Source organism: Polluticoccus soli (genome assembly GCF_029269745.1).
In the GTDB taxonomy this organism is placed as follows: domain Bacteria; phylum Bacteroidota; class Bacteroidia; order Chitinophagales; family Chitinophagaceae; genus Polluticoccus; species Polluticoccus soli.
The window spans coordinates 460,486-485,950 of sequence record NZ_JARJHT010000003.1; the positions used below are offsets into that span (position 1 = coordinate 460,486).

General features: G+C 48.1%; 28 protein-coding genes. 17 read left to right on the forward strand and 11 right to left on the reverse strand.

From position 1 onward, the window contains the following. Window positions 1–131: 131 nt before the first annotated feature. Complete coding sequence (locus tag P2W83_RS18440) at window positions 132–1,652, reverse strand: T9SS type A sorting domain-containing protein (RefSeq protein WP_276135255.1); 1,521 nt, start codon at window positions 1,650–1,652, stop codon at window positions 132–134. Window positions 1,653–1,790: 138 nt separating this feature from the next. On the opposite strand from P2W83_RS18440, the gene P2W83_RS18445 reads away from it, so the two are divergent. After that, window positions 1,791–2,324 (forward strand): hypothetical protein, encoded by a 534-nt coding sequence (locus P2W83_RS18445; protein WP_276135256.1) that lies wholly within the window; start codon window positions 1,791–1,793, stop codon window positions 2,322–2,324. On the opposite strand, the gene P2W83_RS18450 is transcribed toward P2W83_RS18445, so the two are convergent. Then, the gene (locus tag P2W83_RS18450) at window positions 2,321–2,989 is read right to left on the reverse strand and encodes an MCP four helix bundle domain-containing protein (protein WP_276135257.1); all 669 of its coding nucleotides are present in this window, start codon (window positions 2,987–2,989) and stop codon (window positions 2,321–2,323) included. The genes P2W83_RS18445 and P2W83_RS18450 overlap by 4 nt on opposite strands. Before the next feature lie 118 nt (window positions 2,990–3,107). Between P2W83_RS18450 and P2W83_RS18455 the strand changes: the two genes are divergently transcribed. Next, on the forward strand, window positions 3,108–3,617 hold the full coding sequence (locus tag P2W83_RS18455) for a DinB family protein (protein ID WP_276135258.1): 510 nt from the start codon (window positions 3,108–3,110) through the stop codon (window positions 3,615–3,617). Here the strand turns inward: P2W83_RS18455 and P2W83_RS18460 are convergent, their stop codons facing one another. Further along, on the reverse strand, window positions 3,618–4,637 hold the full coding sequence (locus P2W83_RS18460; protein WP_276135259.1) for a glycosyltransferase family protein: 1,020 nt from the start codon (window positions 4,635–4,637) through the stop codon (window positions 3,618–3,620). 17 nt (window positions 4,638–4,654) lie between these two features. Continuing rightward, a complete protein-coding gene (locus tag P2W83_RS18465) occupies window positions 4,655–5,539 on the reverse strand; it encodes a UDP-2,3-diacylglucosamine diphosphatase (RefSeq protein WP_276135260.1) in 885 nt (294 codons plus the stop codon). 202 nt (window positions 5,540–5,741) lie between these two features. Between P2W83_RS18465 and P2W83_RS18470 the strand changes: the two genes are divergently transcribed. The 8 genes from P2W83_RS18470 to P2W83_RS18505 all read left to right on the forward strand — a co-directional run bounded on the left by P2W83_RS18470 (window position 5,742) and on the right by P2W83_RS18505 (window position 12,304). Beyond that, on the forward strand, window positions 5,742–6,152 hold the full coding sequence (locus P2W83_RS18470; protein WP_276135261.1) for a PAS domain-containing protein: 411 nt from the start codon (window positions 5,742–5,744) through the stop codon (window positions 6,150–6,152). A gap of 139 nt (window positions 6,153–6,291) precedes the next feature. Beyond that, window positions 6,292–7,878: an ABC-F family ATP-binding cassette domain-containing protein gene (locus tag P2W83_RS18475; RefSeq protein ID WP_276135262.1), complete on the forward strand. Its 1,587-nt coding sequence runs from the start codon at window positions 6,292–6,294 to the stop codon at window positions 7,876–7,878. A 103-nt stretch (window positions 7,879–7,981) separates the two neighbouring features. Continuing rightward, the gene (locus P2W83_RS18480; protein ID WP_276135263.1) at window positions 7,982–8,746 is read left to right on the forward strand and encodes a T9SS type A sorting domain-containing protein; all 765 of its coding nucleotides are present in this window, start codon (window positions 7,982–7,984) and stop codon (window positions 8,744–8,746) included. Window positions 8,747–8,822: 76 nt separating this feature from the next. Further along, entirely contained in the window at window positions 8,823–9,500 is a 678-nt protein-coding gene (locus P2W83_RS18485) for a T9SS type A sorting domain-containing protein (RefSeq protein ID WP_276135264.1), read from the forward strand. Next, window positions 9,493–9,591, forward strand: coding sequence for a T9SS type A sorting domain-containing protein (locus P2W83_RS18490; protein WP_276135265.1), 99 nt, complete (start codon window positions 9,493–9,495; stop codon window positions 9,589–9,591). The genes P2W83_RS18485 and P2W83_RS18490 overlap by 8 nt, the downstream gene beginning before the upstream one ends. A 111-nt stretch (window positions 9,592–9,702) precedes the next feature. Next, window positions 9,703–10,473, forward strand: coding sequence for a T9SS type A sorting domain-containing protein (locus P2W83_RS18495; RefSeq protein ID WP_276135266.1), 771 nt, complete (start codon window positions 9,703–9,705; stop codon window positions 10,471–10,473). Window positions 10,474–10,508: 35 nt separating this feature from the next. After that, the gene (locus tag P2W83_RS18500; RefSeq protein ID WP_276135267.1) at window positions 10,509–11,279 is read left to right on the forward strand and encodes a T9SS type A sorting domain-containing protein; all 771 of its coding nucleotides are present in this window, start codon (window positions 10,509–10,511) and stop codon (window positions 11,277–11,279) included. Between the two features lie 218 nt (window positions 11,280–11,497). Beyond that, window positions 11,498–12,304 carry a T9SS type A sorting domain-containing protein gene (locus tag P2W83_RS18505; RefSeq protein ID WP_276135268.1) on the forward strand — a complete coding sequence of 269 codons (807 nt, stop codon included), beginning with the start codon at window positions 11,498–11,500 and terminating at the stop codon, window positions 12,302–12,304. A gap of 35 nt (window positions 12,305–12,339) precedes the next feature. Here P2W83_RS18505 and P2W83_RS18510 read toward each other — a convergent pair whose 3' ends face one another. The 3 genes from P2W83_RS18510 to P2W83_RS18520 all read right to left on the reverse strand — a co-directional run bounded on the left by P2W83_RS18510 (window position 12,340) and on the right by P2W83_RS18520 (window position 13,823). Further along, a complete protein-coding gene (locus tag P2W83_RS18510) occupies window positions 12,340–12,825 on the reverse strand; it encodes a GNAT family N-acetyltransferase (RefSeq protein WP_276135269.1) in 486 nt (161 codons plus the stop codon). A gap of 8 nt (window positions 12,826–12,833) precedes the next feature. Continuing rightward, window positions 12,834–13,235: a hypothetical protein gene (locus tag P2W83_RS18515; protein WP_276135270.1), complete on the reverse strand. Its 402-nt coding sequence runs from the start codon at window positions 13,233–13,235 to the stop codon at window positions 12,834–12,836. A 105-nt stretch (window positions 13,236–13,340) separates the two neighbouring features. Further along, entirely contained in the window at window positions 13,341–13,823 is a 483-nt protein-coding gene (locus P2W83_RS18520; RefSeq protein ID WP_276135271.1) for a YdeI/OmpD-associated family protein, read from the reverse strand. Between the two features lie 102 nt (window positions 13,824–13,925). Between P2W83_RS18520 and P2W83_RS18525 the strand changes: the two genes are divergently transcribed. Beyond that, entirely contained in the window at window positions 13,926–14,294 is a 369-nt protein-coding gene (locus P2W83_RS18525; RefSeq protein WP_276135272.1) for a TfoX/Sxy family protein, read from the forward strand. A 305-nt stretch (window positions 14,295–14,599) separates the two neighbouring features. Here the strand turns inward: P2W83_RS18525 and P2W83_RS18530 are convergent, their stop codons facing one another. The 3 genes from P2W83_RS18530 to P2W83_RS18540 form a co-directional block, all read right to left on the reverse strand. Next, window positions 14,600–16,276, reverse strand: coding sequence for a sodium:solute symporter family protein (locus P2W83_RS18530; RefSeq protein WP_276135273.1), 1,677 nt, complete (start codon window positions 16,274–16,276; stop codon window positions 14,600–14,602). Between the two features lie 105 nt (window positions 16,277–16,381). After that, entirely contained in the window at window positions 16,382–18,835 is a 2,454-nt protein-coding gene (locus P2W83_RS18535; protein WP_276135274.1) for a PIG-L family deacetylase, read from the reverse strand. Window positions 18,836–18,905: 70 nt separating this feature from the next. Further along, entirely contained in the window at window positions 18,906–19,751 is an 846-nt protein-coding gene (locus tag P2W83_RS18540) for a DUF2911 domain-containing protein (protein ID WP_276135275.1), read from the reverse strand. A gap of 128 nt (window positions 19,752–19,879) precedes the next feature. On the opposite strand from P2W83_RS18540, the gene P2W83_RS18545 reads away from it, so the two are divergent. From P2W83_RS18545 to P2W83_RS18555, 3 genes are read left to right on the forward strand one after another with little or no spacing between them, the layout of a single operon-like run. Further along, window positions 19,880–20,182: a thiamine-binding protein gene (locus P2W83_RS18545; protein WP_276135276.1), complete on the forward strand. Its 303-nt coding sequence runs from the start codon at window positions 19,880–19,882 to the stop codon at window positions 20,180–20,182. Between the two features lie 26 nt (window positions 20,183–20,208). After that, entirely contained in the window at window positions 20,209–21,012 is an 804-nt protein-coding gene (gene pyrF, locus P2W83_RS18550) for an orotidine-5'-phosphate decarboxylase (protein WP_276135277.1), read from the forward strand. Window positions 21,013–21,034: 22 nt separating this feature from the next. After that, window positions 21,035–22,312, forward strand: a complete 1,278-nt coding sequence (locus tag P2W83_RS18555) for a DUF2851 family protein (protein WP_276135278.1) — start codon at window positions 21,035–21,037, stop codon at window positions 22,310–22,312. Here P2W83_RS18555 and P2W83_RS18560 read toward each other — a convergent pair. After that, a complete protein-coding gene (locus P2W83_RS18560; protein ID WP_276135279.1) occupies window positions 22,295–22,702 on the reverse strand; it encodes an OsmC family protein in 408 nt (135 codons plus the stop codon). The genes P2W83_RS18555 and P2W83_RS18560 overlap by 18 nt on opposite strands. Before the next feature lie 110 nt (window positions 22,703–22,812). Here P2W83_RS18560 and P2W83_RS18565 point away from each other — a divergent pair, with 110 nt between their 5' ends. The 3 genes from P2W83_RS18565 (at window position 22,813) to P2W83_RS18575 (ending at window position 25,459) form a co-directional block, all read left to right on the forward strand. Further along, entirely contained in the window at window positions 22,813–23,706 is an 894-nt protein-coding gene (locus P2W83_RS18565; RefSeq protein ID WP_276135280.1) for a hypothetical protein, read from the forward strand. 19 nt (window positions 23,707–23,725) lie between these two features. Continuing rightward, window positions 23,726–24,652 carry a lipoyl synthase gene (gene lipA, locus P2W83_RS18570; protein WP_276135281.1) on the forward strand — a complete coding sequence of 309 codons (927 nt, stop codon included), beginning with the start codon at window positions 23,726–23,728 and terminating at the stop codon, window positions 24,650–24,652. Between the two features lie 93 nt (window positions 24,653–24,745). Next, window positions 24,746–25,459 (forward strand): GAF domain-containing protein, encoded by a 714-nt coding sequence (locus P2W83_RS18575; RefSeq protein WP_276135282.1) that lies wholly within the window; start codon window positions 24,746–24,748, stop codon window positions 25,457–25,459. Window positions 25,460–25,465 lie beyond the last annotated feature (6 nt).

Genomic DNA, 25,465 nt, shown 5'->3' on the forward strand with positions numbered 1-25,465 from the left:
GGCAGCATTGTTTTTTTTAGCGCTACCGCCAGTCTGCGACTGGTGGTATTAAATAACTCAAGTTTCCAACTTGAGGCATAAAAAAGATCCCGGAGCATCACCCCGGGATCTTCTTTGTACGTTATAATGTTTTACTGCTTCACCAGCTTCACTGTTTCGTTTTCTATTTGCAGCAGGTAAATACCGTTAGCATTTTTCGTCAGGTCTACGGTTGTTTGTCCTTTTGCTGTAAGACCTGTTGAAACAATACGGCCATTTATATCCGTCACAGTGTATGCCACATCTGCATTAGCCGTTTGCATCACAAACAAACCACTGCCCGGGTTAGGATAAACTTTCAGGCTTGCGTTATTAGCTATTTCATTCACGTTTACGCCATCGCCACCCAGGTAGCGCACAAGTGTATAGTTAGGCTGAGATCCGGAGAATCCGGCAGCTACAATTTTACCGTCAGACTGAATCGCAACACCATATGCCAGGTCGTCGCCGCCCGTATTAGAGGTCGTTGCTTTGCCATCGCCATCAAAGCTGTTATCAAGGCTGCCATTAGGATTAAATCGCAATAGCGCAAAATCAAGGCCTGAGCCACCGGGAGTGGCGCCAGCCACCACTACGCGGCCATCGTTCTGCAGCGCAATGGCATTGATCACATTGTACGACGAAAGAGTCATTGCCCGGGCCACGCCATTGTTGCCAAAGCTGTTATCCCGGTAACCATTCTCATCAAAACGCATTAATACGAAATCAGTCAATCCGGATTGCGTGCCAGACATGCCTGCCGCCAAAATTTTCCCATCCGGCTGCAGGGTCATTGCATAGAACCTGTCGAGATTTGAATAGCTATTATCAGCAAATACACCGCTGCCATAGAATGTGTTATCCACATAACTACCATCGGCTTTCACCTTTAGGAAACCAAATTTCGTCTGGGATGCCTGGCTCATGCCCCAACCGGTCACCGTTACCTTTCCGTCGTTATGTACGGCCACGCCGTTTACAGCATTCTTAAGATCATTGTTGATCCCGATATTGTACCCCACGCCGGTGAGTGGCATAAAATTGCCATCGGGTACGCCGCCGGCACTAAAACGCCTGACAAATCCGGCATCGTCGTTCTGAGAAGATCCACCGGCAGCAATTCTGCCATCGGCATACAGCGCAACGCCTTTAAAAGCCCCTGCATCGCCCCAGGAAGCCCAGCCATTTGTACCAAACGCTATGTCCTGCGAACCGTCAGCATTGACCCTGAACACTACACTGTTCCACTGTGATGATACAATAGAAGTGCCCGCCAGCAATATCTTTCCATCTGGCTGCAGCTTCATTGCATAAACAATATCTTTCCCCGAGTTGCAATCGAACTTCGCCCATCCATCGCCGCTAAAGGTATTATCCAAAGTACCATCGGGGTTATAACGTGCCACCAGGAAATCCCAGGTTGCAGCAGGCGGTCCTGCATATTGCAGTTCTCCGGCCACCAATATTTTTCCATCGGGTTGTATAGCCGTTGCATAGGCCTTGGAATAATAATATTGTCCGAAGTTACCTTCTACTTTACCACCGGTACCAAAACTGGCGTCGAGAGTTCCAGGCTGTGCATAGCCTGCACTTGCAGCCACGAGCATCGTTGTACTTAGTAATATTTTCTTCATTCGTAACTGTTATGATTTTTAGCTCCCTAAGATACTGCTACCTATGTCAAACCTGCAATACCCAGAAATAAGTAAAAACCTCCCTCGGTATTTACTATGGCTTGCAATTGCATGGTCCGCGCAGTATTTTAGCCTTCTATGAAACACCTCCTTACCCTCTTACTACTAACACTCAGTCTGCACACATCCGCGCAGCGCAAACCGGAGAAGATACAATATGAGTCGGAATGCCCGCAGTATGATTACTGCAAGGAATGCGGCGACACTAAAGCGGTGTATACCGGAAAGATGAAACGCTATTTCGAAAAGCAACTCAACTTCCGAGATCTCGATTTGATAGAAGGCGTTATCGTAGTGCAGATAGCGATAGACTCAAACGGTATACCCTGCGCCAACAAATTCTACAACTACACCACCAATACATCAGAAGAAGTAAACCGCCTGAGGCTGGTTTGGCTGATAGGCACTATGGGCAAATGGCAACCCGCGATGGTAAACGGACAACCCGTCAACTCGTATGTAAAGCTGGCCTTTTACAGCAAGGTAGACAAACGCCCTTTGTTTGACGTAGACTACCTGCGCAACGATAAAGACAGAAAATGGGTGGTGAACACTAAGTACGAGCCCGTATTGGTAGACTACCGCGCTATAGAATCAAGCGTCGATAACTAGTTCCACACCTGGTTTTGCTGCTGGCGGAACAGTGCATTGTCTGACACACTCAGTATCACCAAAGCAAATATGCCGAGGATGATGAGCAGTGATATCTCGAGATACGACATTACCATAGTACTGTTGACAATAGAATGTGTGCTCTTGGTGAGGTTATCCCCCTCGCCCACTTGTATGCGGTTTAGTTTGTCGAGGGTTTGCATGGTGGCATCAAAGCGCCGGTCTATATTTCCATGCATGGCTGTTGCGGCTTCGCGGTTGTCGTTGTGCAGGCGCAGCCACGATGCTTCGAGGTCGTTATAGTTTTGCAGGTTTTGCCTGAATGCGGTCCATTGCTTTTTCTCCTCCGTCGTTAGCACAGTAGTTTCATAATCTTTCATCAGCAGGGCAATGTTGCGGTTGTATTGCACCGCGAGTGCGCTAAGCTGCTCAGGCGTGTGGAAATTATTCTCGTCGTGCAGCAGGCGCTTGCGGTACAGGTTGCTGCTAATCTCGAAGATATAGGCAGCAGGCTTCAGCCTGTCGTTATTGATGGACACCATGGTTTCATCCAGGTTCGAAAAGTTCCTTCTATCAAGGAAATTATTCAACAGCACTACCACAATGATACCGGTAAGCACAAACGCCGCCTTCAGCTTATGCTGTACATAATATGCCCATTTCATAACGTACTAGTTTGCTTTAAGTTACGAAATTATTGCCAACATCAAGACTAACAGTGGCCATGCATATACAGTACGGACATATGAAAGGCGTAAATTTGTTAAACAACAACCTCCCACTATGACAGAAGAACTGTTAAAAGAATTTAAAGAACACAGTACCTACCGCATAGAGCGCAATACACCGCGCATCGTCACCTGCCTGGGGCAACTTAGCGAAGACGAAGTATGGCAGCGACCCAATGAATCGTCTAACAGCGTGGGAAACCTCATTCTGCACCTTTGCGGTAACATCACGCAATACATCATATCTTCCATAGGTCACCAACCTGATAACCGTGACCGGGATACAGAGTTTTTGACCACTGGTGGTTTCACTAAGCGCGAACTATTAGACAAACTGGGAGATACAGTGCTGGAAGCCGTGCGTGTGATCAATGAAGCCAGTATTGAGGAATTACTGCGCGTGCGCACGGTGCAGGGGTATACTTATTCAGGCATCGGCAACATCATTCACGTCACCGAACATTATTCTTACCACACCGGCCAGATAGCCTTCTGGACCAAGCTGCTGAAGAACAAAGACCTTGGCTTTTACGCCAACATCAACCTGAACGCTAAGAACGAGTAGTTAGGCAAACGCAGCTTCAGGTGTTGCATTGAGCACGGCGTGCGTGGCCACTACTTTGCGCACTATCTGCGTGGTCATATCAGGGTAGCTTACGCGTACGCGTTCATTATTCAGCAGCCACTGGCGTATGTCTTCATGATATTTCTTCGACAATGATCTAATAACGGGCACCCCCATTTCTTTCAGCGCGGCTGCATTGCATTGCTGCTCATATTGCGTTTGCATGGGTATTACCATCAGCTTCTTGCCCAGGTGCAGCGCCTCCGCGGGTCCTTCAAAACCAGCACCGCATAGCACACCGGTGCTACTCGCCATAGACCGGATGAATGCATCATTGTCTATCGGCATGATGCGGACATTCTTCAGTGTGTAAGCGCCCTTGTTGTGCTTGGAGAACACCTGCCAGTTAGCTTCAGGAAACTTCGACAGGTGTTCGCACAAGGTGTTGTCGTCATAGGCGGGGAGGTAAACGGTGTAGTGTCCTTCATCCGTTGGTTGCAGCTCTCTTATCTCTCTTCTTATAACAGGGGTAAAAATATTCTTATCGTACGACTGGAAATGGAAACCATAAGCTGCTGTCACGGGTGCATAACGTTTCAATACCAAGGTGCCCATCAGGTCTGCATGTTCGGGCATTGGTGCATGAGGGTTCAGCACAGCGCACTGGTGGCTCAGCGAAATACAAGGTTTATTTTTCAGCTTGCAGGCCCATGCAGATACCGGTTCAAAATCATTGATGACGAGATCGTAGTCTTCTACAGGCAATTGTTTGATATCGCGTATCAGCTTACGCAGGCGCAGCTTACGTGCAGTAGCCCAGATATCCACGCCTCCATTCTTGCCGAAGATGAAACTCATACCATAGTACTTATACTTTACCGGGTAAGGCAGCTCCACATCGGCCTGTATGCCGCTTATCAATACATCCACTTCGCCATATTTCGCCAGCTCGGGATAGATATCGCGCGCGCGACTCAGGTGGCCATTGCCGGTGCCTTGTATTGCAAAGAGTATTTTCATTTCAGTTGTATGTGTGATTATGCAGCTTCTATATTCTTCAGCCCGCCATCTTCTATCACCGGCTTGCGCTTCATGTTCAGTTCGGTGAGCAGCGATGCCATCAGTTCCTTCGGCGATTCTTTGATCTTCTTCTTATCTATGTCTATAGCCTGCGCCACCGCGTCATCGGCGTAGCGGTATATACTCCAGGCATTTTCATGATACTCTAGCGCAGTGAGATTTTCTATCCAGTCGCCCGAGTTCATATATACAACGTTGCCCTTCTCTGTTTCTACCGTTCTTATTTCAGGATGGTGTATATGGCCGCACACTACGTAATTGAACTGGTTATCTACGGCTATATCACACACGGTGGCCTCAAACTTGTTGACAAACTTGACCGCGCTCTTTACGGTATTCTTTATCTTTTTCGATAGCGATACTTTGCCCCTGCCCATCTTCTCGCTGCAGAAATTCACCAGACTATTGATGATGATCAGCGTATCGTAACCCACTGCTCCCAGCTTTGCCAGCCACTTGCTGTGCTGCATCACCACGTCAAACACGTCTCCGTGAAATATCCACACCTTTTCGCCATTCAGCTTCATGCTTAGCTTGTTGGTGATCTTGAGCGAGCCCAGTTGCAGTCCTTTGAAACGTCGCAACAGTTCGTCGTGGTTGCCCGGTATATAATATACCGGCACTTCTTTGGCAATAAGCCCTATCAGGTGTTTGATCACCATCATGTGGGTAGATGGCCAGTAGCGCTTGCTGAATTGCCAGATATCAATGATATCTCCATTCAACACTACAGCCTTGGGCTTAATGCTTTTTAAATATTGCAGCAGCTCCTTTGCGCGGCACCCATAAGTGCCCAGGTGCACATCCGACAACACAACTATATCCACTTCTCTTTTTGCCATTGGCTTCAGGTTTTACAAAGAGACCAATTGAGTGTTACCCCTGCATTAAAGCGGCGTTAAGGCTGTATTACTTATACGGAATATGTATAACCGCAGTCCGTTTGCGATTTTGTGCATTAAAAACTCTTCAAAAAGAGGTTTCTCTGTTATTTATACGTATCTTCATAGCACGGCCGCCTTTTTAACGCATAAAAACTCTTTTATGCACAAACAGATTGATCTGCAAAAGATCGAACAGTCTCCTGACTACATTAGCGGCTACGATGCCCAACTCAACGTCGTGATCTGGAACCAGGCCATAGCCTCCAAATACAACATAGCTAAAGCAGATGCCATCGGCAGGAACATCATCGACCTGTTCCCGTTTATAGTGGGTGATTTCCGCCTGCAATGCCTGCTAGATTCCATCAGCGAAAAGAAAATGTTCTTTTTCTCTGCGCTGCCCTATACGCACGAAGACCGTATCTATACGCAGTTGATCATACCGGGCAAAGAAGAGCACAATTTCCAGGTGCTGAGCGTGGTGCGCGACCATAAACGCCACAACGAACTATACCTGCGTACCGACTTGCTGGATGGCATCTCTACCCAGTTGCCCCTCAGCGCTGAGTAGCTTTAACAACCCGGTTACAGGGTTTTACCTATCTTTGCAGCTCATTCATTTCAAATATTCGAATAAGCCGATGTAGACAATAATTTCTTTTCGCATTTCACAAGAGTTCAATTCCTGACTTTTCTAACCGAAAGAAATTATGCTTATTCTTCAAGGCGTTCGCTACGCCCACCCCAATGGGGATATACTATTTAATGATCTCAACCTAAGTATTGGCAGAACCGATAAGGCTGCACTTGTAGGCAATAATGGTGCCGGCAAATCCACCCTGCTCCAACTGCTGGCCGGGCAACTATTGCCCCTGCAAGGCACTATTACCGCCAATACCAAACCATATTATGTACCGCAACATTTTGGGCAGTACAACCAGCTTACTATTGCCGAGGCGCTGGGCGTAAGTAATAAACTATTAGCCCTGCACGAGATACTGGCTGGCAATGTTACCGAACACAACATGACCACCCTCGATGACGATTGGACTATCGAGGAACGTTGTGCAGAAGCATTGGCCCACTGGCAGCTAAGTGGGTTCTCACTCGATAAAAAGTTGGACACACTAAGCGGTGGAGAGAAAACAAAAGTCTTCCTGGCGGGAATGGAGATACACCGACCAGAGATCGTGTTAATGGATGAACCCACCAACCACCTGGATCTTGCAGCAAGAAAACTGCTGTACGAATACATCACTACTACTAACGTCACCTTAGTTGTGGTCAGTCACGATCGTACCCTGCTTAACCTGCTCAGTCATACTTATGAGCTGAGCAAACAAGGCATCGCAACTTATGGCGGCAACTACGAGTTCTACGCAGAGCAGAAGGCAATAGAACAGGAAGCATTCAACGCCGGGCTAAAGAGCAAAGAGAAAGAACTACGCAAAGCCAAACAGACAGAGCGCGAAACTATAGAGCGCCAGCAAAAGCTGGATGCACGTGGCAAAAACAAACAAGAGAAATCGGGTGTGCCTACCATCATGATGAACACCCTGCGCAACAGCGCGGAGAAGAGCACAGCGCGCATCAAAGACGTACATGCAGACAAGATCAGTGGCATTTCGGATGAACTGAACAGCCTACGCAAACAAGCTCCGGCCAAGGACAAAATGAAACTGGGCTTCGATGACTCGCAGCTGCACAAAGGCAAGATATTGGTGCAGGGCAAAGACATCAACCTCGCTTTCAATGATCGGCAATTGTGGCAAACACCGATATCTCTCACCATCACCAGCGGGCAGCGCCTGGCCATCAAAGGCAATAATGGCTCGGGCAAAACAACGCTTGTGCAGGTGCTGTTGGGACAAATGCAGCCAACAACGGGAAGTGTTGAACTCGCAGACTTCAGCTACGTGTACATCGACCAGGATTATTCGCTTGTCGATAATTCACTAACTGTATACGAACAGGCTCAGACCTTCAACAGCGAGAACCTCGAAGAACACGAAGTAAAAAGCAGGCTCACACATTTTCTGTTCACGGCGCAATGGTGGGACAAGCCATGCTCCACCCTGAGTGGGGGCGAAAAAATGCGGCTGATGCTTTGTTGCCTTAGCCTGGGTACCAAGCAACCGGACATGATCATACTCGATGAACCCACCAACAACCTGGACATGCAGAACGTGGACATACTAACCGAGGCGATAAATGATTATAAAGGAACACTTATTGTCATCTCGCATGATGAACATTTTTTGCAGCTGGTTGATATTCAACAGGAAATGGCGTTATAACAAAAGTCATAACAAAGCCATTTTATTGTCATTAACTATAGGTTAAATACATTCGGACATATCTTTATATAACCTTATTTATTAACAACCTAAAATATTGACTATGATTAGAAACTTTTACTCTTTTTTCCTGCTCTTTATTGTGGCCATAACAACAGCGCGTGCGCAACGGAACGTAGACCTGCAATTACTACCAACCAGGACATCCACCCACCCGTTACACCTGCAAGATATTGCCCCTTATGATACCGTGCTGTATAACGACACCTTTAAGTACTATACCGAATGGAACGTCGTCAATCTCGGGCCGGATTCTGTGCAACCTGGCGACACGTTATGCATTAAGTCCATGAATAATACTCTATCTAAAAACACTAATATCACCTTGGCGCCCGGCGATACAATAACCCTCGCTCCACCTCAGGGCAGTTTTGTATTCAGTCCCCCGGCCAATGCAACCTTTCCCTACATAGATACGTTGATCTGGTGCGATAGTTTGTTTGCTGTTACACCTGCTTCGGCTACCTCTATTACCGACCCACCGGCCAATAATCACAACTGCGTTCCGATAGTGGCTTATGCGATCAAAATGAGTAACGGCATTAATGACATCGCGGGCAACCAGGCGCTCCGTTTATACCCTAACCCCGCCACCGACAAACTCACAATAGAGTTTGACCTTGGAGGCAGTGCGCAGAAGGCGCAAGTAGTGTTGCGCAACCTCTTAGGCGCGCAGGTGTACAACCGCCTCCTGGAAACCGGCACTAAGGCACACAGCATCGATGTAGGACATTTGCCTAAAGGCCTCTACATTGCCGAACTGCGGTACGATGGACACATCTTTGTGCAAAAACTAAGTATTCAATAGCCAAATCCTTTCAATAGGAACAGCCCTCCGTGAGGGCTGTTCCTAAACGTTTTTCACTAACCGCAAACCAACATCTATGATAAAAAAACTCTACTCTATTCTCCTGTTTTTTATTCTGTCGATAACAGCTGTGCGTGCACAACGCTATGCCGACTATGAATTAATCTCAACAAAACTGGGCACTTCACTCACCAACCAAGCCCCAATATTACCTAACCAAAAGATATTCATGGATGGCAAAACACCCTATTATATTCAATGGACCGTTGTCAATCATGGGCCGGATACATTACTAAACAAAGACACCATTTATCTCAAGTCAGGTTACGGTGTGGTGTACAAGATCTACAATGGTCTCCCTACGTCACTCGACACATTTGGCGTCTCCCCGGCGCCGAGTCCGCAAGTATTTCCCATACCCGCCGGCATCAATCCGCCACTTATTGTTACTGCGCCATGGTGCGATAGTCTTTGGATCAATGCAGGCTCCGGCAATACACCAGTAATAGACCCGGACATGTCTAACAACTACTTTTGTACATCGGTACAAATAAACTACGCATGGGCAGTTGGCATCAACACGATCAATAGTGAGAAAGACGGCTTCCTATTATACCCCAACCCTGCTAACGACAAACTGAATGTGCGGTTTGATTTTACTAATGCAAAAGACATATACATACTATTGCGCAATACAATAGGCCAGGTAGTGCATACACACCGTGGGCGATTACTCCGGCACATTGATGCATAGTATCGACATTAGCCACCTGCCACCCGGCGCGTACACCGCCGAACTGCACTACGACAACCAGTGCATGATCAGCAAAGTGATAAAACAATAACTACAAAGCAGCCCTCACACGAGGGCTGCTTTATTATCGGCTGCCGGCATACAGTACAGAAAAACATTTTATATCTTCACTATTAGTCAACCTTACCTAAAACTAACTATTATGAGAAACCTGTACTTCCTATTGTTTATTTTATTCACTGCACATTTCACCACTTTAGCCCAGCGGCAGGTCAACCTGCAGATGATTGGTATGAAGGTTGGCAGCAGCGCCACCAATACCCAGCTCATGGGTCCTTACTACCGCCTCTACCACGATAACAAAACAGAGTATTTCTTCGCTTTCGTTTTCAAGAACCTGGGGCCGGATCCATTATTGAAATTCGACACCGTGACTGTCAGCTACGCAAACGGTACACAGTACACGGGCAATCATTTTATTGCGAACGCCGGTGATACTATCTCATTCGTGCCGAATTTAGGAAGCGCTGTTTTTTACATGCCCTTCGGGGCCAGCTTGCCTTCCGCCGACACCATGTATTGGTGCGATACGGTGTGGGTGTCTGCAGGCCCTACTAATAGCCCGCTTATTGACCCTGACCCGGCCAACAACATTGCCTGCCATTGGGTAGAGGCCTATTACGACTGGCGCCTCGGAGTTGACGATTTATCATCCAGACATAACGAGCTGCTGGTCTTTCCTAATCCTGCTTCTACCTCGCTAACGATAAAACACACCTACAATGGCTTCGCAAAAAAAGCAAAGATCATTTTGCGGAATATATTAGGTGCAGAAGTATATACCCAGACCGTACAGACCACCTCGGGAACACTAACTCATACCGCTGACATCAGCTACCTGCCGGCAGGACTTTACACCGCAGAAGTACACTATAACGGCCGAACGATCATTCAAAAGTTCTCGGTACAATAGAAATAAGAACGGCATCACTATACTAAACACTTACTATGACCAAAAAAATCTGCGTCCTGTTATTCTGCATTATTGTCGCCCACATGGCCGCATGGGCACAGCGAAAGGCTGACATGCGCATACTGCAAATACGGTATGGCACCAGTCCAGGCAACATGCAACCGATGACCCATTATAAAACGGTCAATTACGACAACAAAACGGAATACTTCTTTGAATTCGTTATAAAAAACTCAGGCCCCAATTCTCTATTAAAGTTCGACACCCTGGCGGTCTATCTCAATGGCAACAAATATTACACCGATCAACTTGTATTAAGCCCCGGCGACACAGCTGTGTTCACACCCCAGGGAAACAACCTGGTTTTTAATATTCCTCCGGGTAAGATTATCCCCCGATCAGATACCCTTTATTGGTGCGATAGCGTGCGGATAACCGGGGAGGTCATAAATGGCGTACTTCTTGACGCAGACTTGAGCAATAACATTTTCTGTCATTTTGTTGATGCACATTATGCCTGGCCAACAGAAATAGCAGATGTGCAAGGCGTGCACGGCGAACTGCAACTCTTTCCAAATCCTGTCTCCGCATCGCTCACAATAAAATACGCATGCGGCGTTCAAATGAGAAACACACAGGTTACACTACGAAATATGTTAGGAGCCGCGGTATATACTCAGGCAATACAAGATGCCCCGGGCAACCTAACCCATACCGCTGACATCAGCCACCTGCCTGCAGGACTTTACACCGTAGAATTGCACTATAACAGCCGAACGATCATTCAAAAGTTCTCCGTACAATAGAAATAAAAAACAGCCCTCGCACGAAGAGCTGTTTCATTTATTGCTTTCGAATAAGAACATACACGCATTTTTTTTGCGGCAGGGGAATACCCGGGGAACAGATGCCGCCATTACTGCCCTCATTATTAGCAACATTTTAATGTCAATAATTGATAGTTTAAAATATTTCCGACTATTTTTATAGAACCTATTTTTTTAACCAACCTAAAACACTGACTATGATAAAGCTCCTTTACGCTTTCTCCCTGCTTTTTATTGCATCTATAACAACTGTGCACGCACAGCGAACAGCCGACGTTGCGCTTCAACTGCGCCAGGTCAGCGCACCAAACAATAAGAATAGTTTGGATACTATGACGCCCTACCAAACCCTGATACACGATGGGAAGACTGTTTACTACATGTATTGGTCAGTAGTAAATCTTGGGCCCGATACCATTTATACAGCCGACTCTATTTATGTAAAGTTAGGTTGGCGTGCATCCAAATCAGATGTGCTCCTTGTTCCCAATATCGCACCCGGCGAAGCTTTTGGTATAATACCCGCCTCCATCGTTGCCCCGTCTACCCTCGTCGGTGCAGTTGTTTTGCAACCGCCGCACAACATGCCTATTCCCTCTACCGACACGCTAAACTGGTGCGACAGCCTGGTTATAATAGCCGGCGCGTCACACTCCGCGCTAATAGACCCGAACATGGCCAATAACCGTTCCTGTACCCCGATAATTGTCAAGACCGAGTGGCCGGTTAGCGTCAACGATGTTTCGTTGCAGGAGCATGGTTTCACCATCTATCCTAATCCTGCTACCGGGTATGTCACAATAAAGCTCAACGAACGATTGACGGCTGATGCCACAATAACCCTGCGCGACATAGTGGGAAAGCCTGTTTACAGCCATCTGCTTAAAGGGACCTCCGGCACTGTAACGCACAGTTTCAATGTCGCGCATTTACCGCCCGGGCTTTACACCGCAGAATTGCACTACAACGACCGAACGATCATTCAAAAGTTCTCGATACAATAGAATAACAAAACAGCCCTCACACGAGGGCTGTTTTGTTATATAGACTTTTTGAAAAACACTTTGTCGAGATCATTGTGAGGGAAGCCGGACGGCAGATCTTTTTCATCCACACGTTCATAGCCTTGCTTTTCATAAAACCGTTGTGCGGGTTTAAACTGCTCCATGGTGCCGAGGTACATTGTCTTGCAGCCTTCTTCTTTTGCTTTCTCCGTAGCCACCTTCATCAGGTTATTGGCTACGCCCTTTTCCTCGCCACGCCATATTTTGAATACAAACAGGCTTTTGAGTACGGCATAATCTTTCATCACAACGACTCCTATGCTGCCTATCACCTCGCCATCACTCAGCGCCACCCAATAGTGTCGGCCGGGTAGCTTATGCAGCTCTTCTATCTTCCTTACCGGCAGGTGAAAGAACGGCTCGGGATATTCAGGAACAATAGTGCCCAGCATCAGGTCTATACCCCGCTGGTATTTCGGATCGAACGGCTGAATGGTTACGTCTGGTAGTAGCATGTCCATAGACCGGATTATATTATTCCATTTTGACGAAGTACCGATAACAAAACAAGAAGGACAAAGGGCAATACGAGAACCAAACAAAACCATGTCAACTGCTTAGCGTCACTAAGTCCACGGCTCTCATAATGATCATTGATTTGGGCTGCTTTTGTTTTTGAAAAATATAAAAAGAAAGGTATGAGAAACGGAACAAGGCACAACATCATTACGCTCTTTCTCTGTCCATAAGTTGGCAAATCTGGCAAATACAGCAATTGTATTCCTGTTAGGTCCCATATCACTTCTACTAATAGTAAAACGTGCATTAATACCGTGAAGAAAACTGCCATTTGCCCATGGAGACGCGCGTCAGCCTTTCGTTTGCTCCAAAATGTTTGGACGTAATAAAAAATAAAATGGTATGGATTCATTTTCTGAATTTATTACAAATACTGGTCTATGCAAATGCTAAGACCCAAACTCTATACTGGTCTAAGCATTTGCTTAGACCCAAACCACCCCAAGCATCCGCTTGCTTACGGTATCCTAGCAGGCTGCCCTTCTTCCATCCTCGTCACCAGCTTATCAATATTCCGCAGTAATGTTTCTTCTGTTTTAATAAACCCAAGATAGCGCAGTATCTCCTTCTTGCGCGAAGGTGTCAGTGCATCAAAAACAGCTGTCAGTTTCTTTTCCTTCAACCGTTTCTTTAACTCCGGCGGCATGGGGTAGTCAATTTCTAATACTTCAACATCCTGCTCTATCACAAACTTAACCTCATCACCTATCCAGGCACTCGCACCATTCAGCATTATAAGATTGGTGAACAACCTGCACGGCCCATTCTTCACCGGCACCAGCGTAGTACGAAAGGCAAAACCATTGATCGTACCCTTCACTTTGATATACCCACGCACCGCCTCCAGCGCACCGGATATCTTTTCCGGCACATCTACTGCGTAGTTGATGCCGGTTTTATAGATAATTGCCTTGAAACTGTATGTTTTTGTTTTGGGCATATACTTTTTTACTAAACACTGGTCTAAGCATTTGCTTAGACCCAAACCAACAGCAAGCGTCCGCTTGCTTTCATTTACGAAAGTTAAAACTAAATTTGAACCATGGCTAAAAAACCGGTCAGCACTATTCCAGAAGAAAGTCTTGCCCTGTTCGACAAACTGGTGGCGACTATAGATGGCATAGAACGCAAAGGCGCCACCATGCCCTACACTTCGTTCAACGGCCATATGTTTGCCTTCCTCACCAAAGAAGGCACGCTGGCGCTCAGATTGCCGGATGCAGCGCTGGAAGAATTCCTGAGGAAATATAAGACCACCCTCTGCGAGCAGCACGGCACTGTGCTGAAAGAGTATGCCGTTGTTCCTGACAGTCTATTTAAAAAGGCCAAAGACCTGCAACCATGGTTTGCTAAAAGCTATGAATACATAGCCAGCCTAAAACCGAAGCCAACCACAAAGACAAAGAAATAGCGGCATCGTTAACAACAATTATTTATATTATTTTGTATCTTTGTAAAAGATATAAAACCGTCGTGCCATGATCCTATCACTCTCCATCCAACGTCTCTAATCAACCACAGGGCAATTATTTTTTTCTTCGCGGAATCTCAAAAAACTATACCAAAATATACATTTTCACCGCCGTCACTTACGACACAAATCCGCCCAAAGCCTCGCTATACAGGCATTCAGCCATTAAAATGTCGCACGAAGCAAAAACGGGAAAATGGTATATAAAACACTGGTCTAAGCGTCCCGCTTAGACCAAAAACAAACTAAAGCGTCCGCTTTAACGACCCAAGTAAACTGACAATAACCACAACCAGCGCCCCTATCACATTCAGCCACAGGAAGGAAACAATATCGAGATTATACACGATCACCACACAAGCCTCGGCTATCACCGCAGCCGTAAACACCACAGTGCCACCGGCGCGCTTCACATAAAACGCCACAAGGAAAATGCCCAGTATCGTACCATAAAACAGCGACCCTAGTATGTTCACCGCCTCTATCAAGCTACCCATCCGTGTGGCAAACATCGCCACCCCAATGCAGAAGATGCCCCAGCCCAGCGTATGCAGCCTGCCCAACATCAGCTGGCGGCTTTTATCCGGTTCGTCTTTTACCAGCAACTGTATATCCATCATCGACGAGCTGGCCAGTGAGTTGATGGCCGCCGATATAGATCCCCACGAGGCTAGAAAGATCACTGCAAACAACAACCCCACCAAACCCTTAGGCAGCGTATGTTTCACAAAGTAGAGAAAGATGTAGTTGGTATCATTGGCATCAGCACTGTAGCCATGCTTTATCAGTTCCGTTTGCACGGTGCCGCGCAGCGCGTCCACCTCCTCCTGCGTGCGCTTCAAAGCAGCTGCCATGGGCGCCACCGAATCCTGGTTATGACTGTTGCGTTGCAGCGCCAGTGCTGTTACCTGCTGCTGGTACTTGGTATGCAGTTGCTGGTACTCCAGCTCAATAGGTATGGCCACTTCCGGTTCACCCTTCGCAAACTTCTTATACGCACCATCATTGAAGTTGACAGGCGCGGGATAGAAACTATAGAAAGCAAACAACAGCGCACCTATCAGCAGTATCGAGAACTGCATGGGTATTTTCACCAACCCGTTCATCAGCAAACCAAGACGGCTTTCGCGGGTATCCTTACCGGTGATATACCTGCCTACCTGGCTCTGGTCGGTACCGAAGTAAGAGAGCGCCAAAAAGAACCCACCAATGATACCACTCCAGATATTGTACTTGTCCTTCCAGTCAAAACCGGTAGTGATCACATTCAGCTTGTCGGACTTACCAGCTACATACAACGCATCGCCCATCGTGACACCTTCGGGCAATCCAGCTACCACGAGATAGCCCGCAATAGCCATGGAGCCGAGGATAATGAGGAACTGCAGCTTCTGCGTATGTGCAATGGCTTTGGCACCACCCGTGTAGGTATAGATAATAAGCAGCCCACCGGTAATGATATTAGTGAGGTAGATATTCCACCCCATGATAGACGACAGGATGATGGACGGCGCATAAATACTGATACCAGTCGACAAGCCGCGCGAGATAAGGAACAGCACAGAGGTCAGCAACCTCGTCTTCCTGTCGAAACGTGTCTCAAGATACTCATAAGCGGTATAGACATTCAACTTCTGGAAGATGGGGATGAACGTGATGCTGATCACCACCATCGCTATCGGCAGTCCGAAGTAATACTGCACAAAGCGCATACCATCAGTGTACGCCTGCCCGGGAGCAGAAAGAAAAGTGATGGCACTGGCCTGTGTGGCCATGATGCCCAGCAACACAATGTACCAGGGCATGTTCTTGCCCGCCAGTATATAGCTGTCGGAGCCGGTTTGCCCGCGGCCTTTGTACACACCGTAGGCAATGATACCACCAAGGGTCAGCAGCAGTATAATCCAGTCAAGTGTACTCACTGCCAGTATTGGGTAAAGAGGTAATAAAAAAGTATTTGCAGTGCCAACGCCAGCAGCACTGCAAAATACCAGGGAGTCCAGTTCTGTTTGTGTTCAGGCTTCATGTTATTTACCTACAGACAGCATGTTGAGCAACAAACGTATCGCGCCTTTATTACCAGCCGGCAACTGACGGAAGAACGACAGCGGCGCATATACATAATGACCTTTGCCAAACTGCGTGTACAGTGTGGCGCTGGTCAGCGCTTCTTCACCCGCATCGTTCATTTTGAAAATGGTTTGGTACTTCTCATCCCATTTTGCCGGGTAGTATAAACCACGCTCCTGCACCCAGCCAGCAAAATCCTGTTGGGTGATCTTATTAGGATGATTGAGTAGCTTATGATCAGGAACTATAAATTCAACGGCAGCATCTTCTTCAGTAACGCGTTTGCTGGAGAGCGTGATGGGATATGGTCCCAGCTGCGTGGTCGACATATCCTGCAAAGTATTGTACTGCATCACCAGCGTACCACCGTTGGCTACGTAGCGCATCAGTTCCGGCATCCATACTGCCATGCGCTTCTCCGTGTTCACCGCGCGTATACCTGTAAGCACTGCATCATATTTCTTCAGACGGTCCGCATCAATATCCGATGGCTTCAGTACATCTACCTGCAAGCCTGCAAGACGAAGAATGTCTGGGGTAAGATCGCCAGCACCTTCTATATAACCAATGCGCTTGGCAGTAGATTGCCAGTTGCTGCGCAACACTTTGGTGTAAGCATTGGTGAAGTATTGCAGCGTAGGTATGTGGTCATATTCAATGAGATTCTTGGTACGCATGTAAGCGTTGCTACCTTCTGCGAGCGTAGCCGCGAGGTAAAAGTCATCCTTGCTACCGGCAGTTTCTTTGGCGGTATAATTCACATAGATGGTGGTATCAGTACCCTTAGTCATGCTGATGCCTTTCACCACTTTGCTGGTAGTACCATTAAACAGTACCAGCGTTGCATTGTTCAGGTCTTTCAATGTATGGATACGTACGCCGGCACTCAAAGAACCATCGGGCGCCACCATCAGCAGCCCGGAAGTAAACTCCAAAGTAACAGGCGGCACTATCCTGATGTTCTGGATCACATCACCACGGGTAGGGTCCAGTTTCTTGTACGACAGGGGAACAGGCACTGGATATGTACGGCCATCCACTTTCACATTCACTATTGCATTCAGGTTGTTGGGCGCCTCGGGGTAACCACGCAGTGTATCAACCGGTATCACGAAGTGCGCACCGTCTTCGCTCTGCTGCGCCAGCCAGTAAGGTTCTGTATAAGGAGTAGATGCAGGAATAGTGATGCTGCGATCTATAGTGATCAGCGAATCGTGCGGCAACCTGTAGTTCATGGTAGTATCACCATCAGGCCATACAATAGATTCCACCGTAACCGGCATAGAAGAGCGTGCTATCAGGCGCATGGTAAATGGCAGCGTGCTACCTGCAATGGCTTCGGGCTGTTTGGCATACAGTTCAGCCATCAGCCCGGTGCTTTGCATAATGATCTCATCCAGCTCCGCCAGCTTCTGCGTGCGCCAGTAGTCGTCTTTCACTTTCTCTATATCATGGCGCAGTTCCAGCAAAGCGCCAAGGCTGTTCTCAGGATGCCTGAAGTCGTAAGCGTTCAATATTTGATCTATCTCTTTACCAACCTCGGGGCGGTTCGCGCGCTTCCATGTTATATCAACACCATCAAACAGCGAGTTGGTAATTGGTTCACCTGCTACAAGTCTGAAGAATTCGTTCTGCACACCGGGAGTGCTGGGCGTACCTGCACCCTGACTTTTGTGTATACTGCGGCTGATGCCCGCCAGCTCACCATAACCCATACCTATCAGCGCGCTGTATTGCCCCACAGGCAGCTTGAAGTCGCCTTCAGAAATAGTACTGCGGTCGCCAAAGCGGAAGGAGTTGAACAGGATGCGCTTGGGTTGCCAAACTCCGTAATACTTCAGTTGGTCGGGATACTTGGTTGGATCGCCAGCTGCTGCAAAAGCTTTCTCCGCTATGATAGCAGATGCGGCGTGTTGTCCATGCCCGGCCTGTTCATTCGGCGGAAAGCGGCAAATGATCACATCGGGCCTGAATTTGCGTATCACCCACACGGCATCGCTCACCAGCTGGTCTTCGTTCCAGTGCTTGAAGGTCTCCTGGTGTGTCTTCGAGAAACCGAAGTCGATAGCGCGGGTAAAGAACTGCTCGGCACCATCCAGCCTGCGCGCTTCTATCAGCTCGTGTGTGCGTATCAGTCCCAGCGCCGCACCTTGCTCTTTGCCCAATATGTTCTGGCCGCCATCACCACGTGTCAGCGAGAGGTAAGCAGTACGTATATGTTGGTCGTTGGCCAGCCATGCCAGCAGGCGTGTGTTCTCGTCGTCGGGGTGTGCGGCGAAGTACAGCACATTGGTCAGGTTCTTCAGTCGCGCTATCTCATTATATATCTGCGCCGATGTGCCGGGACGCACCTGCTGCGCAAAAGAAAACTGAGAGAAAAGAAATGCTAACGGTAAAAAGAGTCTTCTCATGATCTATAGAAAAATAAACCCACAGCTGTTGTTACTGGCTGTGGGTATAAATATACTTGGTTTGCGTTTATTACATTTTGTTGGCTGCGTCTATCACTTTTTGGTTGCTGCGTTGGTATTCACCTTCGTTTGGTGTGCCTTTGGTTAGCTCGATAGATTTGTTGGCAGCAGCGATAGCATCAGCTTTGCGGTTTGTCTTCAGCGCGATCTTCGCTTTCAGGTGCCACATGTAGAAAGCCTTAGGATTCTCTTCTACTGCTTTGTTTACATAAGTATAAGCCTTCTCCAGGTTCTGGTTGGTCTCGTAGTAGTAGCTGGCAGCCTGGAAATAAGGAATAGAAGGATTGTTGATCGCCTTATCGATGTCTGCATTCAAACGTGCTTCGTTGTCAGCTTTGATGGGAATGGTCACTTTGGTCTTTTCCCAAGCCATGTCAAGGTTGGCAGTGTTGAAAGTAATATCGTTGATGCCCATTGTGAACGAGCTAACGGTTTCATTGATCGCCTTAGAAGGAACTTTGAAACGGGCAATATCATCAGCAGTGTTGTAACCCATAGCGCCCCAATTGCCAACGCCTTTGTTCAGGATCACTTCCCATTCAGTAGCACCGGGAACGGTGTACAGTGCGTATTCGCCGGCTTTTACAGGTACGCCACCGAAAGTAACATCTTCGCCAAATTTGATCTTGGTGGCAGAGTTAGCACCAGTGCGCCATACAGTGTTGTAAGGCACGATGTCGCCAAATATTTTGCGGCCGCGTATAGACGGACGGCTATAAGACAGTTCGATAGTAGAAGTAGAGAAGTCTTGCGTGATCTTGGTTGTTGGGCTCAGCGCAGGCAGTTTCAGTCCCTGTGCATAAGCGTCGCTCATCAACGATGCGGCTACGATCAAAGTAAAGGCAAAGCGTTTCATAATCATTATGTGTTTGATGTGAGATTGCAAATGTAGGGGCAACGAGTTACCCACCAAAACAATAAAAATCTATAGGGCGTTAAAAAATCTTAAAAGAATGCCGCTAACTTGCGCGCAAATTTCCTCACATGAATAATATAGTAAACCTCGCCATCCAGGTATTGCCGCTTGAAAAGAGTCGCCAGGAAGCGTACACCATCATCGACAAAGCCATTGCTACCATCAATGCATCGGGTTTGAAATATGTAGTATCTCCATTCGAGACCGTTATAGAAGGTCCGTACGATAAGGTGATGCAGTTATTGAATGATATACAAACTGCTTGTTATGAAGGCGGTGCAGACTCGCTGCTGATCAACATGAAGCTGCACACCAGCAAGGTGACAGATATGGCTATTAATGATAAAATAGGCAAGTACAAAGACCAATAGTTATTTTTGCCTCAAGTTTTTAGGATATGATGAACCGCGCTCAATTAGTTTCAGCCATCCGCGCCAAGAAGTCGGTGCTTTGTGTAGGCCTTGATACAGACCTCGAAAAGATACCTAAGCACCTGTATGCGGAAGAAGATCCCGTGTTTGCTTTCAATAAAGCGATCATCGATGCTACCAAAGATTATACGGTTGCATATAAGATCAATACTGCTTTCTACGAGTCGCAGGGTGTGAAGGGCTGGATCAGCATGGGCAAAACGCTCGATTATATTCCTAAAGACATATTCACCATTGCTGATGCTAAACGCGGCGACATAGGCAATACCGCCGATCAATACGCCAAGACATTCTTCAGTACTTACCCGTTTGATAGCGTAACTGTTGCTCCCTACATGGGCGCCGACAGCGTAAAGCCTTTCCTGCAATACGATGGCAACTGGGCTATCGTGCTGGGGCTGACATCAAACCCTGGTAGCGGCGACTTCCAGCTGCAGCAGTGTGGCGGCGAGTTGTTGTACGAAAAAGTACTGCAAACAGTGGCGGGCTGGGGCAACCCCGGCAACCTGATGTTCGTAATAGGTGCTACCCGCAAAGAGCAACTGCGCGACATCCGCAACATGCTGCCGGAGCACTTCTTCCTGGTACCGGGTGTAGGCGCACAAGGCGGTGATGTACCAACGGTATGCGAGAACGCGATGAACAAAGACGGAGGCATCCTGATCAACGTATCGCGCGCCATCATCTTTGCCGGCAATGATGCAGACTTTGCGAAACGTGCAGGTGAGGCTGCTGCGGAATACCAGGAACAAATGGCGGCTTATTTGTAATTTGAGGGGGTAAACCACCCCTATGCAAGAAAAGTTACTGCAGTTCATCTGGCGATACAGCCTGTACCAACCCGGTGATCTATCTACCGATGATGGCGAAACAATCACCATCATTAACTCCGGCAGGTACAATACCAACGCAGGCCCCGACTTCCTCGAGGCCAAAGTACGCGTAGGCAATACCGTACTCGCAGGACATATAGAGCTGCACATCAACGCGAGCGACTGGAACAAACACGGCCACCAGGACGACCCCGCTTACCAGAACATTATACTGCATGTGGTATATAACAATGATACAGCCCGGGTAGTAGATAATGTACCCGTGCTCGAGCTGGCAAAGCACATCCCGGCGTCGATCATCGAGCAGCACGGCAATTTTATCAAGGCAACTGCTAAGATACCCTGCGCTACACAGCTGGCCACTATAAAAGACATTACAAAGGAAAGTTGGCTCAGCCGCCTGCTGGCCGAGCGCTGGGAAGAAAAGCTGGTAACCTGGAAAGAACTGCTGGCCTCCAGTACGGATGACTGGCGCAACCTGCTCTACTGGCGCATGGCTTATAACTTTGGGTTCAAGGTCAACTCCGTGCCATTCCAGATGCTGGCGCAATCACTGCCGCTCAACATACTAGCCAAACATCGCGAAAGCCTCATGCAGATAGAAGCGCTGCTGTTCGGACAAGCGGGGATGCTGGAAGAAGAGTTCAAAGATGAGTATCCGAACACACTGAAGAAAGAATACGCTTACCTCAGGCAGAAGTACAAGCTACAACCGATAGCTGGTCACCTATGGAAATTCCTGAGGCTGCGCCCGGCAAACTTCCCAACCATACGCATAGCACAGTTTGCAGCGCTGGTGCACAGGTCGGTTCACCTCTTCTCGCAAATAGTGGAGACACATACAGTGAAGGAGATACAACCACTGCTGGAAGTAGCGGTGAGCGCGTATTGGAAAGATCACTTCACGTTTGACGAAGCACAAGAGGGAACCACCAATAAGAAACTTGGGAATTCTTCGATAGAGAACATCGTCATCAATACTATAGCACCTATACAGTTCCTCTATGCAAGTAAGCATGGCAATGCACAGCAGCAGGAACGCGCCCTTCAGTTACTGGATGCAGTACCGGCTGAGGACAACAACATCCTCAAAATGTGGAAAGAAAGCAACTGGACCGCGCAAAATGCGGCACAATCTCAATCGCTGCTTCAGCTTTACAATAACTATTGTGCAAATAAACGTTGTCTCGACTGTGCTATCGGCCTAAGCATCATAAGATCAGGGCCAAACAAATAGCACTGTCTTCTTACAGTCAGGATGGAGGCTCTCTAACACGGGACAGGTAAGCGCTGCGTGTTCCAATAGCTTCTTCTCTTTATCGGTATACGTCTGTGTCTTAGGAAAGTAAAGATTCACTTTGACCTCGCCGATCCTCCTTGGGTTGGCTACCATGATCTTCTCGATCTCGCACTCTACACCATCTATTACGATGTTGTGAGCGTTGGCTGTAATGCCCATCACGGTCACCATACACGAAGCCAATGCAGTGGCTACTAGGTCTGTAGGCGAGAAGCGTTCGCCTTTTCCATTGTTGTCAGTTGGTGCGTCTGTTTCTATTTCCGATCCTGAGCGGAGGTGCGTTGCTGTGGCCCGCAAACCGCCTGTGTATACTACTTTCGAGGTCATGGCCTGTATTTTGAGTTAAAATTACTGGTATCTGATTTTGGAACCAAAGTTTATCGTACCTTAAATGTACGTTTGAGGGAAAGGCTAAAAGTGTTGATTAAGAAAAGTATATGAAAGGGTTTATCAAATTGAGCTTACTGTCTGGCTGCCTGGTTATCGCTTTTAAAAGCAATGCTCAGCAAATCGCCACCACGCCAGACACTACGCAGGGTGTAAAGGTCGCTGTGCCTGCCACTGCGAAAACAGCTGTTCCCAAGCCAACCGCAAAGCGTGTCGTAGTTAAGAAGCCCAAGCCCATCCGAACCGAGATGAGCGGCGGTCTGCGCCTGAACTCAAACGGCTGGGGCCTGTTCGTCGACAAAGGCTGGGTGAGGAGCGAAGAAAAGAACCGCGATTATTTCTACAATATCAGGCTTGCCCAGATCGAACTGGACGAGGTGCGCCACCCTAAAGAAGTAAAGCGCAGCAACAACCCAAGCGATAACTCCCCAATGGCTTTCGCCTACGGCAAGATCAATAACTTCTACGCACTGAAGCTGGGTTACGGCGCCCGCAGGCTGATAGCAGGCAAGCCCGAACACGGTACGGTAGCCATTCACTGGGTATACCTTGGCGGCTTCAGTGCCGGTTTGGTAAAGCCATATTATCTCGAAGTACAATCTGTAAAGGGCGGCCAGGCCGGCCCGGTAGAGACCATCAAATACTCTGATTCCAATCAGCGCAAGTTCCTGGGGCTGCGCGAGGACAATGGTACAGCCAACTATATCATAGGTAGCGCAGGCTTTGGCAAAGGCCTTGGCGAGATCGGGTTCAACCCCGGCATACACCTCAAAACCGGCCTGCACTTCGACTTTGCACCGTCAAAGACCATGAAGATGGCCGTGGAAGCCGGTGTAAGCGGCGAGTTGTATGCTAAAAAAGTAGAATTGATGGCTTTGCAAAAAGCCTATCCATACACAGTAAGCGTGTACGCATCCTTCCAATTTGGCAAACGTTGGCAATGATTGTAACTTGCATGCCATTATGCAGGAGTTGCCAATTGTACAAGCAGAACCGACTACGGAAACCCGTGTGAAGAAGCCTAACTGGCTGCGTGTCAAGCTGCCTACGGGCGAGGGTTACCGCCACGTGCGCAACCTGGTGGATACCCACAAGCTGCACACGATCTGCGAAAGCGGCAACTGCCCTAACATGGGCGAATGCTGGGGCGAGGGTACTGCAACCTTCATGATCCTCGGCAATATCTGCACCCGTTCCTGCGGCTTCTGCGCTGTAGCTACCGGCCGTCCTGAGCCTGTGGACTGGGACGAACCTCAACGCGTAGCCGAAGCCATTTACCTGATGAAGGTGAAGCACGCGGTGATCACATCGGTAGACCGCGACGAGCTGAAAGACGGTGGCTCCATCATCTGGGCCAATACCATCAAGGCTGTACGCTCACTCAATCCCGATACTACGCTTGAAACACTGATACCCGACTTTAAAGGCCAGTGGGAAAACCTGGAGCGCATCATCGAAGTAGCTCCTGAGGTTGTATCGCACAACATAGAAACGGTAGAGAACCTGACGCGCAAAGTGCGTATACAGGCCAAATACCACCGCAGTATGGAGGTGATCCGCAGGTTGAAAGACGGCGGCATGCGCACCAAGAGCGGTATCATGCTGGGCCTTGGCGAAAAACAGGAAGAAGTATTGCAAACCCTGCAGGACCTTGCCGACAACGGTTGTGACGTTGTGACCATAGGTCAGTACCTGCAGCCTACGCAAAAGCACTTGCCGGTAGTACGTTTCGTGCACCCTGACGAGTTTGCTTTCTACCGTGAAGAAGGCTATAAAATGGGCCTTGACTACGTTGAAAGCGGTCCGCTGGTACGTTCATCTTACCACAGCGAGCGCCACGTGTTTGCCGGCAAAGGTCGCGAAGCATGGATGGCCAGCAAACAAGCGTAAGGCAACTATTCTCGTAACCTTCTTTTTCTATATTTGTACTGTAGCCGGTGCGCCCGATAAAAGGTCGCCATACCCGGCAGCGATCAGTACGATATGCGTACACGACACCGTAACCAGTTTATAGAGACCAACGACAAGGAACTGCAACGATCTATCCGCAGCGACTCGTTGCTGGCCGAAATAACAGCTGTCATTAGCCACAACAGCTCGTCGATAAAGCAACTAAGCGATGCCGCGCTGGCCTGCCTGCTACGGCAGTTTGAATGTTGCTACGGAGCTGTGCTGATGCACGATACTGAACGCGATGTTCTAGAGCTGGTATCTGAACTGGGAGGAGATACCTCTAACCCGCGCGCAGTCACCATCAAACCCAGCGAAACGATCACCGGCAACGTATTCTCGCTTGGCGAGACCAAATACCTCAAAGAGGTTCCGGGCGGATATGCGTACAATATCAAGTCAGGAGCGGGCAGCCTTTCGGCGTCTCACATACTCATCATTCCCCTGAAATTCAACAACACCACAGCTGGTGTAGTAGAACTGGCTTCTTTCAGCGCTTTTCATGAAGATGATATTGCTATAGCGGAACGCTTGTGCAGGGCGATGGCGGCCAATGCCATCAACCTGAGGACGACCTTTGAAAATGCCAGGCTGGTAGAAAAGCTGAAGCTGGTGCAACAGAAAAGCGCCATTCGCATGGAAGAACAGTATGCATCGATGCAGCGCCTGATGAACGAGATCATTGAACGACATAAAAAACGCGAGCAGGAACTGCTGGACGAAATAGAAAAACTGAAACAGAAATAGAACCAA